General features: G+C 68.0%; 12 protein-coding genes. All 12 read left to right on the plus strand.

Annotated elements, in window-relative coordinates; genetic code table 11:
- Genes araD1 through AAIL68_RS02865 form a run of 12 tightly spaced genes read left to right on the plus strand, consistent with a single transcriptional unit; the run spans position 1 to position 13037 of the window.
- Positions 1–990: an AraD1 family protein gene (gene araD1 / locus AAIL68_RS02810; RefSeq protein ID WP_347137972.1), complete on the plus strand. Its 990-nt coding sequence runs from the start codon at positions 1–3 to the stop codon at positions 988–990.
- An 8-nt stretch (positions 991–998) separates the two neighbouring features.
- A complete protein-coding gene (araD, locus tag AAIL68_RS02815; RefSeq protein ID WP_347137973.1) occupies positions 999–2741 on the plus strand; it encodes an L-arabinonate dehydratase in 1743 nt (580 codons plus the stop codon).
- A complete protein-coding gene (locus AAIL68_RS02820) occupies positions 2741–3652 on the plus strand; it encodes a Gfo/Idh/MocA family oxidoreductase (protein WP_347137974.1) in 912 nt (303 codons plus the stop codon). The genes araD and AAIL68_RS02820 overlap by 1 nt, the downstream gene beginning before the upstream one ends.
- A gap of 10 nt (positions 3653–3662) precedes the next feature.
- Positions 3663–5177 carry an aldehyde dehydrogenase (NADP(+)) gene (locus tag AAIL68_RS02825; RefSeq protein WP_347137975.1) on the plus strand — a complete coding sequence of 505 codons (1515 nt, stop codon included), beginning with the start codon at positions 3663–3665 and terminating at the stop codon, positions 5175–5177.
- A gap of 60 nt (positions 5178–5237) precedes the next feature.
- Positions 5238–6197, plus strand: coding sequence for a galactofuranose ABC transporter, galactofuranose-binding protein YtfQ (gene ytfQ / locus AAIL68_RS02830; protein WP_347137976.1), 960 nt, complete (start codon positions 5238–5240; stop codon positions 6195–6197).
- Between the two features lie 57 nt (positions 6198–6254).
- On the plus strand, positions 6255–7748 hold the full coding sequence (locus AAIL68_RS02835) for a sugar ABC transporter ATP-binding protein (protein WP_347137977.1): 1494 nt from the start codon (positions 6255–6257) through the stop codon (positions 7746–7748).
- Positions 7748–8761 (plus strand): ABC transporter permease, encoded by a 1014-nt coding sequence (locus AAIL68_RS02840; RefSeq protein WP_347137978.1) that lies wholly within the window; start codon positions 7748–7750, stop codon positions 8759–8761. Before AAIL68_RS02835 ends, AAIL68_RS02840 begins: the two co-directional genes overlap by 1 nt.
- The gene (gene yjfF, locus AAIL68_RS02845) at positions 8758–9732 is read left to right on the plus strand and encodes a galactofuranose ABC transporter, permease protein YjfF (RefSeq protein WP_347137979.1); all 975 of its coding nucleotides are present in this window, start codon (positions 8758–8760) and stop codon (positions 9730–9732) included. Before AAIL68_RS02840 ends, yjfF begins: the two co-directional genes overlap by 4 nt.
- Positions 9729–10571, plus strand: coding sequence for an SMP-30/gluconolactonase/LRE family protein (locus AAIL68_RS02850; protein ID WP_347137980.1), 843 nt, complete (start codon positions 9729–9731; stop codon positions 10569–10571). The genes yjfF and AAIL68_RS02850 overlap by 4 nt, the downstream gene beginning before the upstream one ends.
- The gene (locus AAIL68_RS02855; protein WP_347137981.1) at positions 10568–11539 is read left to right on the plus strand and encodes an aldose epimerase family protein; all 972 of its coding nucleotides are present in this window, start codon (positions 10568–10570) and stop codon (positions 11537–11539) included. The genes AAIL68_RS02850 and AAIL68_RS02855 overlap by 4 nt, the downstream gene beginning before the upstream one ends.
- On the plus strand, positions 11536–12414 hold the full coding sequence (locus tag AAIL68_RS02860; RefSeq protein WP_347137982.1) for a 2-dehydro-3-deoxygalactonokinase: 879 nt from the start codon (positions 11536–11538) through the stop codon (positions 12412–12414). The genes AAIL68_RS02855 and AAIL68_RS02860 overlap by 4 nt, the downstream gene beginning before the upstream one ends.
- Positions 12411–13037, plus strand: coding sequence for a 2-dehydro-3-deoxy-6-phosphogalactonate aldolase (locus tag AAIL68_RS02865; protein ID WP_347137983.1), 627 nt, complete (start codon positions 12411–12413; stop codon positions 13035–13037). The genes AAIL68_RS02860 and AAIL68_RS02865 overlap by 4 nt, the downstream gene beginning before the upstream one ends.
- The last annotated feature ends 197 nt before the right edge of the window (positions 13038–13234 follow it).

Here is a 13234-nt window from a genome sequence, read left to right on the forward strand (position 1 = left end):
ATGTTCCTGTCGCAACTGAAAAGCCCCGGCGGGGACCGGGCTGTCGCCGCACGGACTGGCGACCGGGCCTGGATCGTGCCGGGCGTGCGCTCCACCCGCGACCTGGCGCAGGCGGCCATCGCCGCCGGGCGCGGCCTTGAGGCCGAAGTCACGGCGCGCGGGCAGGGTGAGGCTGTCGATCTGGCCGCCGCCCTGGCCGAAGGCCGGGTGCTGCTGCCGCTGGATCACGACGATCCCGCGCATCTGCACCTGACCGGCACCGGACTGACGCATCTGGGCAGCGCCGCCACCCGCAACTCGATGCACGCCAAGGCGGATGCCGAGGCGCTGACCGACAGCATGAAGATGTTCCGCATGGGCCTGGAAGGCGGCAAGCCCCAGGGGTCGGGCGTCGGCGTGCAGCCCGAATGGTTCTACAAGGGCAATGGCGCCAATGCGGTCGCCCCCGGCGCGGCGCTGGTCTCGCCCGGCTTTGCGCTGGACGCGGGGGAAGAGCCCGAGATCGCGGGCCTCTACCTGATCGGCCCGGACGGCACGCCCTTCCGGCTTGGCTTTGCGCTCGCGAACGAGTTTTCCGACCATGTGACGGAACGCGGCAACTACCTGTGGCTGGCCCATTCCAAGCTGCGCCCGGCAAGCTATGGCCCCGAAATGCTGGTGGGCGATCTGCCGCAGCATATCGAAGGGACTAGCCGCATCTTGCGAAACGGCCGCGTGATCTGGGAAAAACCCTTCCTGTCGGGCGAGTCCAACATGTCGCACAGCCTGGCGAATCTGGAACACCACCACTTCAAATACGCGCTGTTCCGCCAGCCGGGCGATGTGCATGTGCATTTCTTCGGCACCGCCACCCTGTCCTTCGCGGACGGCGTCAAGGCGCGATCCGGCGAAGTCTTCCAGATCGAGGCCCCCGCCTTCGGCCTGCCGCTTTCAAACCCGCTGGACCAGCAGCAGAACGGCGAGATCCCTGTCGCCGTCGCCACTCTTTGAGGCCCTGAATGACCTTTACCCCCGCCCCCTGGCCGCGCCAGCTTCGTTCCCAGCACTGGTATGGCGGCACCTCGCGCGACACGATCTATCATCGCGGCTGGATGAAGAACCAGGGCTGGCCGCACGACCTGTTCGACGGGCGGCCCGTGATCGGCATCCTGAACACCTGGGCGGATCTGACGCCTTGCAACGGCCACCTGCGCGAACTGGCCGAAAAGGTGAAGGCGGGCGTCTGGGAGGCGGGCGGTTTCCCGGTCGAGGTGCCGGTGTTCTCGGCATCCGAAAACACCTTCCGCCCGACCGCGATGATGTTCCGCAACCTGGCAGCACTGGCGGTCGAGGAAACCATCCGGGGCCAGCCCATCGACGGCGCCGTGCTGCTGGTCGGCTGCGACAAGACCACGCCGTCGCTGCTGATGGGGGCCGCGTCCTGCGACATCCCGTCCATCGTCGTCACCGGCGGGCCGATGCTGAACGGATACTTCCGGGGCGAACGCGTCGGGTCCGGCACGCATCTGTGGAAGTTCTCCGAGGCCGTGAAGGCAGGCGAGATGACGCAGGAGGAGTTCCTGGAGGCCGAAGCGTCGATGTCGCGTTCTACCGGCACCTGCAACACCATGGGAACGGCGTCCACGATGGCGTCGATGGCCGAGGCGCTTGGCATGGCGCTGTCCGGCAATGCGGCGATCCCGGCGGTGGATTCGCGCCGCCGCGTGATGGCGCAGCTGTCTGGCCGTCGTATCGTGCAGATGGTCAAGGACGACCTGAAACCCTCCGACATCATGACCCGTCAGGCTTTCGAGAATGCCATCCGTACCAACGGCGCCATCGGTGGGTCCACCAATGCCGTCATCCACCTGCTGGCCATCGCGGGCCGGGTCGGCGTGGACATCACCCTGGACGACTGGGACCGCTGCGGGCGCGACGTGGCGACCATCGTGAACCTGATGCCCTCGGGGCAATACCTGATGGAGGAGTTCTTCTATGCGGGCGGCCTGCCCGTCGTCCTGAAGCGCCTGGGTGAGGCGGGACTCCTGCACAAGGACGCGCTGACCGTCAGCGGCAGCACGATCTGGGACGAGGTCAAGGATGTCGTCAACTGGAACGAGGACGTGATCCTGCCCGCCGATCGCCCGCTGACGGCCCAGGGCGGCATCGCCGTGCTGCGCGGGAATCTGGCGCCCAAGGGGGCGGTGCTGAAGCCGTCCGCCGCCAGCCCGCATCTGCTGGTCCATCGTGGCCGCGCGGTCGTGTTTCAGGACATCGACGACTACAAGGCGCGGATCAACGACGAGGAACTCGACATCGACGAGACCTGCGTGATGGTGATGAAGAACTGCGGTCCCAAGGGCTATCCCGGCATGGCCGAGGTGGGCAACATGGGCCTGCCGCCCAAGGTGCTGCGCAAGGGCATCACCGACATGGTGCGGATTTCCGACGCCCGTATGTCGGGGACGGCTTATGGGACTGTGGTCCTGCATACCTCGCCCGAGGCGGCCGCCGGTGGTCCGCTGGCCGTGGTCCGCGACGGGGACATGATCGAACTGGACGTGCCGAACCGCCGGTTGCACCTGGACATCCCCGATGCCGAACTGGAGGCGCGGCTGGCCGCATGGCGCCCCACGCATGAGGTGCCGGCCAGCGGCTATGCCTGGTTGCACCAGGCGCATGTGGAGGGCGCGGATACCGGGGCGGATCTGGACTTCCTGAAAGGCTGCCGCGGCAATCCGGTGGGAAGGGACAGCCATTGATGAAGATCGCGCTCGTCGGCATCGGGAAGATCGCGCTGGACCAGCACGTCCCCGCGCTGGAGGCCAGCCCCGACTGGGAATTGGCCGCGACTGTTAGCCGCCACGGCAGGGTCGAGGGAATCGAGGCCTTCACCGACATCAATGCCATGCTGGACGCGCGGCCCGATATCGAGGTGGTCAGCCTGTGCCTGCCGCCCGTGCCGCGCTATGCCGTGGCCGAGGCCGTGCTGCGCGCGGGCCGTCACCTGATGCTGGAAAAGCCCCCCGGCGCGACGCTGGCCGAGGTTCATGCCCTTTGCGATCTGGCCCGCCAACAGGGCGTCACGATCTTCGCCACCTGGCATTCGCGCATGGCCATGGCCGTTGCGGCGGCAAAAGACTGGCTGGCGGGCAAGACGCTCCACGAAGGCCGCATCACCTGGCGCGAGGACGTGCGCAAATGGCACCCCGGCCAGGACTGGATCTTCGAGGTGGGCGGCATGGGCGTTTTCGATCCCGGTATTAATGCCCTGTCGATCCTGACCGAAATCCTGCCCTCGCCGGTGCGCCTGCTGTCCGCCGACCTGGACTTTCCGACCAACCGCCAGGCCCCCATCGCCGCGCGGCTGCAGTTCAGCCAACGGATCGAAGCGGATTTCGACTTCCGCCAGGAAGGTCCGCAGACCTGGGACATGGAGTTCCAGACCGATGCGGGCCGGATGGCGCTGCGCATGGGCGGCAACCGGCTGGAGATCGATGGCCGACATGTGCAGGGGACCGATGACATCATGGGCGAATATCCGGCGCTTTATGCCCGCATGGCGCAACTGGTCCGCGGCGGGCAATCGGACGCGGACCTTGCGCCCATGGTGCTTGTGGCCGATGCCTTCACCCTCGGGCGGCGGAACAGCGTCGCGGAGTTCCATTTCTGAGGATAATGCAATGACCTTCACCCCCCATGGCAAACATCTGATCGCAGGCGAATGGCTGGCGGGAGAGGGGACGTTCCAGTCCGCGCCCGCCCAAGGCGAGCCGCATGAGTTCAGCACCGGGACGGTGGACCTGGTGAACCGCGCCTGCGAGGCCGCCGAGGATGCCTTCGCTGCCTATGCGGCCACCAGCCGAGAGGATCGCGCCCGCTTCCTGGAAGCCATCGCCGACCAGATCGAGGCACGGGCCGAGGCGATCACCGCCATCGGCAGCCAGGAAACCGGCCTACCCGAGGCGCGGCTGCAGGGCGAACGCGGGCGCACCACCGGCCAGTTGCGGCTGTTTGCCGACCATATCCGCAAGGGCGATTACCTGGACCGCCGCCATGATGTGGCGCTGCCCGACCGCCAACCCATCCCGCGCCCCGACCTGCGGCTGATCCAGCGGCCCATCGGCCCGGTCGCGGTCTTTGGCGCCTCGAACTTTCCGCTGGCGTTTTCCACGGCGGGCGGTGACACGGCCTCGGCCCTGGCGGCGGGCTGCCCGGTCGTCGTCAAGGGCCACCCGGCGCATCCCGGCACCGGAGAGATCGTGGCCGAGGCGATCCATGCCGCCATCTCGGCAACCGGCATGCCCGCCGGTGTCTTCAGCTTCATCCACGGGGACAGCCATGCCGTGGGCGCCGCGCTGGTCCAGCACCCGCTGATCAAGGCCGTGGGCTTCACCGGCAGCCTGCGCGGTGGCCGGGCGCTGTTCGACCTTTGCGCCGCGCGGCCCGAGCCGATCCCCTTCTTCGGCGAGTTGGGCAGCATCAACCCGGGCTTCGTCCTGCCGCAGGCGCTTGCCGCGCGCGGGGCCAAGATCGCCGAAGGTTGGGCGGGCAGCCTGACCATGGGCGCGGGCCAGTTCTGTACGAATCCCGGCCTGATCGTAGTGCCCAAAGGCGTGCTGGCCGATGCCTTCGCCAAGGCAGCGGGCGACACGCTGGCCAAGGTCGCGCCGCAGGTGATGCTGACCGACGGCATCGCCGAGGCCTATCGCACGGGCACCGAACGCGCGGCGGGCGTCGCCACCCCGGTCTTCGAGGGCGTCAGCGAGGGCCGCAATGCCCTGCCTGCCATCTACAAGACCACGGCCGAGGAATTCCTGCGCGACCACACCCTGGCCGAGGAGGTCTTTGGCCCCATGGGCGTGATCGTCACCGTCCAGGACGGCGACCAGATGCTGGACGTGGCCGAGGCCATGGAGGGCCAGTTGACCGCCACCCTGCATCTGGACGATGCCGACACCGACCTGGCGCGGCGGCTGATGCCGGTGCTGGAGCGCAAGGCGGGCCGGATCCTTGCCAATGGCTGGCCCACCGGGGTCGAGGTTTCGGACGCCATGGTCCATGGCGGGCCTTACCCCGCATCCACCAATTTCGGCGCGACCAGCGTGGGAACCATGGCGATCCGCCGCTTCCTGCGACCGGTCAGCTACCAGAACATCCCCGAGGCGCTGTTGCCCGAGGATTTGCGGGGCCTTTGAGGCCCCGCACCCATCGGCCGGTGGAGGACCGGCCTGTCCATTCACGAGGGAGGATAACTGATGACCATCAAGACCCTGCTGGGCACGGCGGCATTTCTGGCCGTCACCGCGACCGGCGCATTCGCTGACGGCGAAACCGTCGGCTTTTCGCAGATCGGATCGGAATCCGGCTGGCGCGCGGCGGAAACCACGCTGACCAAGCAACAGGCCGAGGAACGTGGCATCCAGCTGCAGTTCTCGGACGCGCAGCAGAAGCAGGAAAACCAGATCGCCGCGATCCGGTCCTTCATTGCGCAAGGCGTGGACGCGATCCTGCTGGCCCCGGTCGTCGCGACCGGCTGGGACGCCGTGCTGCAGGAAGCCAAGGAGGCCGAGATCCCCGTCGTGTTGCTGGACCGGCAGGTGGACAGCGCCGACGACCTGTACCTGACCGCCGTGGGCTCGAACCTGGTCCATGAGGGTGAGGTCGCGGGAGAATGGCTGGTGGGTGAGGTCGGCAACAAGGAATGCCGCATCGTCGAACTTCAGGGCACCACCGGATCCAGCCCCGCCATCGACCGCAAGACCGGCTTCGAGAACGCCATCAAGGATCACCCGAACCTGACCATCGTGCGCAGCCAGACCGGCGATTTCACGCGGGCGCTTGGCAAGGAGGTGATGGAAAGCTTCATCCAGGCCGAGAATGGCGGCAAGGACATCTGCGCGCTTTACGCCCATAACGACGACATGGCCGTGGGCGCCATCCAGGCCATCAAGGAGGCCGGGCTGAAGCCGGGCAGCGATATCCTGGTCGTCTCCATCGACGGCGTGCCGGACCTGTTCCAGGCCATGGCGAACGGAGAGGCGAATGCCACGGTCGAACTGACGCCGAACATGGCTGGCCCCGCCTTCGACGCGCTGGCGGCCTACTGGAAGGACGGCACCATGCCGCCGAAGTTCATCCAGACGGAGTCGAAGCTTTACACCCAGGCCGACGATCCTGCGGGCGAATACGAGCGCCGCAAGGGCCTGGGCTACTGACCGCCTTTGCCGGGCCGCCCGCCGCGGCCCGGCGTCCATGACGAAGGGGAAGGCGTCATGCTGCTGTCGATCCGGTCCTTGACCAAGACATTTCCGGGCACGCGCGCGCTGGATGCGGTCGATTTCGACCTGCGCGCGGGCGAGGTCCATGCGCTTCTGGGCGAAAACGGCGCAGGCAAGTCCACGCTGATCAAGTGCCTGACCGGCGCCTATCGCCGCGACGGCGGCACGGTGACGCTGGACGGCGCCCCCATCGACCCCCATTCCACCGCCCACGCGCAGGAACTGGGCATCGGCACGGTTTATCAGGAGGTGAACCTGCTGCCGAACCTGACGGTCGCGCAGAACCTGATGTTCGGGCGGGAACCGCGCCGCTGGGGCCTGATCCAGACCCGCGCGATGCGCGCGCAGGCCCGTGCGATGCTGGCCGAATACGGGCTGGATCTGGACGTGGACCGCGACCTTGGCACCTGTTCCGTGGCCATCCAGCAGATCATCGCCATTGCCCGCGCGGTCGCCCTGTCGGGCAAGGTGCTGATCCTGGACGAACCCACCGCATCGCTGGACGCGGCCGAGGTGCGGATGGTCTTCGACGTGGTGCGGGGGTTGCGCGCGCGGGGCCTTGGCATCGTCTTCGTGTCGCATTTCCTGGACCAGGTCTTCGACCTGACCGACCGGGTGACGGTGCTGAGGAACGGCCGCAAGATCGTGACCGCCGACACGGCCAGCCTGGACCGCGTCCGCCTGATCGAACACATGCTGGGCCGCGAACTGGAGGATGCGACCGCGCATCAGGCCGTGGATCGCGGCCCCCGCCCGCCGATGCTGGAATTTCGTGGCATGGGTCGTCGCGGCACTGTCGAACCCTTCGATCTGGCCGTGGGGCAGGGCGAGGTCGTGGGCCTCGCCGGTCTGCTGGGATCGGGCCGCACGGAAAGCGCGGAACTGCTGTTCGGGCTGCGGAACGCCCATTCGGGTCAGGCGCGCGACCAGCAAGGCGCGCTTGACCTGCGCAGCCCCCGCGCGGCCATCGCGGCAGGCTTCGGCTTCGTCCCCGAGGAGCGCAAGACCGACGGGATCGTGGCCGATCTGTCGGTGCGCGAAAACATCATTCTGGGCCTGCAAGCCCGGCGCGGCTGGGCGCGGGCGATCCCGCGCGCGGAACAGAACCGGCTGGCCGACGACTATATCCGGCGGCTGGACATCCGCACCTCGGGCCGGGAAAAGCGCATCGGAGAGCTGTCGGGCGGCAACCAGCAGAAGGTCGTGCTGGCCCGCTGGCTGGCGATGAACCCGCGCTTCCTGATCCTGGACGAACCCACGCGCGGCATCGACGTGGGCGCGCATGCCGAGATCGTCCGGCTGATCCACGACCTGGTGGAGCAGGGCATGTCGCTGCTGGTGATTTCCTCGGAAATCGACGAGCTGATCGCGGTGTCGGACCGCGTGATCGTGCTGCGCGACCGCCGCCATGTCGCGGAACTGACCGGCGAGGAGATCGCCCCGAACCGCATCATGGGGGCCATCGCCGCCACCGAGAGGGCCGCGTGATGGAGATGCTGCGACGCCTTGCCCCGCAATTGATCGCGCTTGCCGCCCTGGTGGCGGTGGTGACGGCCTTCTATCCGGCCTTCCTGAATGTCCAGATGAACGACGGGCGGCTGGTCGGCCCGGTCATCGACGTTTTGAAGCGCGCGGCGCCCGTGGCCCTGCTGGCGGTCGGCATGACGCTGGTGATCGCCACGCGCGGCATCGACCTGTCGGTCGGCACGATCATGGCGATCTGCGGCGCGGTCGCGGCATCCGCCGTCGCCGCAGGCTGGGGGCTGCCTGCCGCGCTGGTCCTTGCCCTTGGCGCGGGCGCCTTGGCGGGGCTGTGGAACGGCGCGCTTGTGGCAATCGTCGGCATCCAGCCCTTTGTCGCCACGCTGATCCTGATGACCATGGGGCGCGGCGTCGCGCAACTGATCACCGAAGGGCGGATCCTGACCTTCACCGATCCGGGCTTCGGATGGATCGGGTCGGGCGCGGTCCTTGGCCTGCCGGTGCCCACCTGGATCTGGATCGTCACCGCCGTCGCCACCGCGCTTCTGATGCGCCGCACCGCGCTTGGCCTTCTGGTCGAGGCGATAGGCATCAACCGCCGCGCCAGCGCGCTGGCGGGCGTCAACGCCACCGTGCTGCTGATCGCGGTCTATGTGGCCTCGGGCCTCTGCGCAGCCTTGGCCGGGCTGATCGTCACCGCCGACATCCGCGGGGCGGATGCCAACAATGCCGGGCTGTGGCTGGAACTGGACGCGATCCTGGCGGTGGTGATCGGCGGCAATTCCCTGCTGGGCGGGCGGTTTTCCATCGCCGCATCCATCGTGGGCGCGCTCATCATCACCACCATCAGCATCGGCATCCGCCTGATCGGCTTTCCGTCCGAATACAACCTTATCATCAAGGCCGGGCTGGTCCTTGTGATCCTGGTCCTGCAATCGCCCCGCATCGCCTCGGAATGGCGGTTGTGGCGCGATAGCCACCGCGCACAGCGCGAAGCCATTACGCGGAGGCAAGCATGAACACCCGCGCGCTGCCCCTTTACGTCACCATCGGCATCTTCCTGCTGGCTTACGCGATCTTCTGGCTGCAGTTCCCGAACATCCTGTCCACGCGGGTCATCGGCAACCTGCTGACCGACAACGCCTATCTGGGCATCGTCGCGGTCGGCATGACGCTGGTGATCCTGTCGGGCGGCATCGACCTGTCGGTGGGATCGGTCATCGCCTTCTCGGGCGTGTTCATCGCGGTCCTGTTGCGCGACACCTCGCTGCATCCGCTGCTGGTCTTTGCCCTGCTGCTGGCGCTGACGACCGCCTTCGGCGCGGGCATGGGCTTCCTGATCGACCGGCTGGCGATGCCCGCCTTCATCGTCACGCTGGCCGGCATGTTCCTGGCAAGGGGGGCGGCCTATATCCTGTCGATCGATTCCGTGCCGATCCAGCATCCCTTCTATGACGCCCTGCAGAAGGCCTATTGGCTGATGCCCGGCAAGGGGCGGCTGACGCTGATCGGCGTGCTGATGGTCCTGACCTTTGTCCTTGGCATGATCGTGGCCCACAAGACGCGCTTCGGCACCTCTGTCTATGCCCTTGGCGGGGGCGAGGCGACCGCCCGGCTGATGGGCGTCAGGCAGGGGCGCACGACGGTGCTGGTCTATGCCTTTTCCGGGGCGATGGCCGGGCTGTCGGGGATCGTGTTCTCGATCTACACCGGGTCCGGCTATTCGCTGGCGACGGTGGGGACGGAACTGACCGCCATTGCCGCCGTGGTGATCGGCGGCACGCTGCTGACGGGGGGCGCGGGCTACATGTTCGGCACCTTCGTGGGCGTGCTGACCATGGGGCTGATCCAGACCTATATCGTCTTCGATGGCAGCCTGTCGTCGTGGTGGACCAAGATCGTCATCGGGATCCTTTTGCTGGCCTTCATCCTTCTGCAAAAGGGCTTGCTGAAACTGTCGCAGATGCGGCTTGCCAAGGGGGCACCATGATCCACGACGACCGCCAATGCCAGTTGGGAGAGGGGGCGCTGTGGCACCCCGAGCGGGAACAGTTCTTCTGGTTCGACATCCTGGGCAAGCGGCTTCTGTCGCAGGACGCGGAGGGTCAGCCGCTGGAATGGCGCTTCGACAGGATGGCTTCGGCCGCGGGCTGGATCGACCGCGACAGGCTGCTGGTTGCCACCGAAACCGGGCTGGCGGTGATGTCGCTGACGGAGGGATCGTTGACCGAGGTCGCGAAGGTCGAGGCCGACAACCCCGCCACCCGGTCCAACGACGGCCGCGCGGACCGGCAGGGCGGGTTCTGGTTCGGCACCATGGGCAGACAGGGCGAACCCGGTCTGGGCGCGATCTATCGCTTTTATCGCGGAGAGGTCCGAAGGCTGGTGGATCCCATCACCATCCCGAATTCGATCTGCTTTTCGCCGGATGGCGGGACGGTGCATTACTCGGACACGGACCGCAGCATCGTCTGGCGGCAGGGCTTGGACGCGGACGGCTGGCCGGTGGGCGAGCGACAGGTCTATCTGGACCTGTCCGCCCAAGGCTGGTCGCCCGATGGGGCGGTGATCGACGCAGGCGGCGGCTTCTGCTGCGCGGTCTGGGGGCAGGGCGCAGTCATGCGCTTTGACGCGGATGGCAACCGGACGCATCATTGGACGGTCGGCGGGCAGCATTCGTCCTGCCCGGCCTTCGGCGGCCCCGATCTGTCGCATCTGCTGGTCACGACCGCGAAGGACGGGATCAAGGATCCCGACGGCGCGCAGGGCAAGACCTACCGGCTGGAGACCGGCCTGACCGGACTGCCGGAACCCAGGGTGATCCTGTGAGCGGATGGACCCTGCCGGACGGACGCCGCGTAGACCGTCTGACGCTGACCGGCGGCGGGCTGACGGCGCAGGTGCTGACCCTGGGCGCGACCGTGCAGGATTTGCGGATGGAGGGGGTGGATCACCCCTTGGTCCTGGGCTGCCCCGACCCGGCGGATTACCTGGGCGACGGCTTGTATATGGGCGCCATCGTCGGGCGTTTCGCCAACCGCATCGGCGGGGCGCGGTTTACGCTGGACGGGCGGGAATACCGGACCGATCCGAACTTTCGCGCCCGCCACACGCTGCATGGCGGCGCGCAGGGGACGAACTGGCATCTGTGGAGGGTCGAGGAGGCGCGCGAGGACAGCGCCACCCTGACGCTGACCCTGCCGGATGGAGAGATGGGCTTTCCCGGCACCATGAGCATCCGCGCAGATATTGCCCTGCGCGACGGTGCGCTGGTCTTCGGCCTGCAGGCCCAGACCGACGCGCCGACACCCTGCAACCTGGCGCATCATGGATACTTCAACCTCGACGGCGGGGGCGACGTGCGCAGCCACCGCCTTCGGATCGTGGCCGACCGCTATCTGCCCGTTGATGACGACCTGATCCCCCTGCCGGGCACCGCCCCGGTCGAAGGCACGCGTTTCGATTTCCGGCAGGCGCGGCCCATTACGCCGGGCGAATACGACCACAACTTCTGCCTGTCGGACCGCCCTGTTGCGCCGCGCGTCGTGACCGAACTGACCGGCCAAAGCGGTATTCGCATGGAAATCGAGACCGATCAGCCCGGCCTGCAACTCTATGACGGTGTGCATTTCGACGGGCTGCCGGGACTGGATGGCCGTCGCTACCAACGCTTTGCCGGTGTCGCGCTGGAAACGCAGGGCTGGCCCGATGCGCCGAACCGGCCCGATTTCCCCGACGCGATCCTGCGCCCCGGCCAGACTTATCGTTGCTACGCCGCCTACAGGTTTTCCCGATGACCGCGCTGATCGGCATCGACTGGGGTACGACATCGTTCCGGGCCTGGCGCATGGGGCAGGGCGGCAAGGTGCTGGAGACTATCAGCGACGGTCCCGGCATCCTGGCCGCAAGCGCCCTGCCGGGCGGGTTCCGGCAGGCCCTGCAAGACAGCATCGGCCCCTGGCTGGACGGCACGCCAATCATTGCCTCCGGCATGATTACCAGCCGCAACGGCTGGGTGGAGACGCCCTATCTGCCCCTGCCGCTGGACGCGGCCGCCCTGGCCGGCAGCCTGACCCTCCACGACGGCATCCATTTCGTCACCGGCGCGGTCAGCGACCCGGACGGCCCCGCCCCCGACGTGATGCGGGGCGAGGAAACCGAGATCATCGGCCATCTGGCAGGCGGAGGCACAGGCGGTCTGTTCGTCCTGCCCGGCACCCACAGCAAATGGGCGCGGGCCGAGGGCGGCAGTCTGGTGGGCTTCCGCACCGTGATGACGGGCGAGGTTTTCGCCGCCTTGCGCGACCACACCATCCTGGGCCGCCTGATCCAACCGGGGCCGGGCAGCGAGGAGGCCTTCCGGCAGGGTGTCGAAGCCGGGCGGCAGGATGGTGCGCTGTTGGGACGCATCTTCAGCGCCCGGACGCTGGCCTTGATGGACCGGCTGGCTGGGGAGCAGATCGCGGACTATCTGTCCGGCCTTCTGATCGGGGACGAGGTCGCGCAAGGGGCGCGCGACGCAGACGGCCCGGTCACGATCATCGGGCGCGGCGATCTGGCTGCGCGCTATCAGACAGCCTTCGAGGTGCTGGGTGTGAGCGCGCAGATCGCGCCGCCGGGCATGGCGCAGCGGGGGCTTTGGGAAATCGCCCGGATGAGGGGACTGTTATGACCGACTTCGACACCGCCTTCGCCGCGAATCCGCTGATCGCCATTCTGCGCGGCCTGCGCCCCGAGGAGGCTGCCGACACCGCCGCCGCCCTGACCGGCGCGTGCTTCACGATCATCGAGGTGCCGCTGAACTCGCCCGAGCCTCTGGACAGCATCGCCCGGATGGTCGCGGCAGCCCCCGATGCGATCGTCGGGGCGGGCACCGTGCTGACGCCCGATCAGGTGGGCCAGGTGGCCGATGCGGGCGGCCGCATCATCATCGCCCCGAACTTCGATCCCCGCGTCGCGGCCGAGGCGCGGCGCCTGGATCTCTCCTACTGCCCCGGCGTCGGCACCGTCAGCGAGGCCTTTGCCGCGCTGGAGGCAGGGGCCGCCGCCCTGAAGCTGTTCCCGGCCGAGATGATCCCCCCCGCCGCCGTCAAGGCGATGCGTGCCGTCTTGCCGCGCGAAACCCGGCTGCTGCCGGTCGGCGGCATCGACCCGGCCACCATGGCCCCATACCGGCAAGCGGGGGCGGACGGATTCGGTCTGGGATCGGCGCTTTACAAGCCCGGACAGGAGGCGGCGGCCACGGGACAGCGGGCGCGGGATTTCGTGACGGCCTGGCGGGCGCTTGCCGGATAGAGCCGCGGGTTGCCCTTGCCGCAGGGGCTTTCATGTTCGCGGCGGGGGACTTGCCGCCCGCATGACCTTGGGCGGGGGCAAGGGCATAACAAGACGGCCGCTTCCCGGTATCCGGGGCAGCATCCGCGCAGGCCATCATGCCGGTCCTGTCGCCCAAGAAAGCGGGATGATGCAGCAGGTCGCGGCCGGGCGGGCAG

The sequence above is a fragment of the Paracoccus sp. SSK6 genome, assembly GCF_039770665.1.
Lineage (GTDB): Bacteria > Pseudomonadota > Alphaproteobacteria > Rhodobacterales > Rhodobacteraceae > Paracoccus.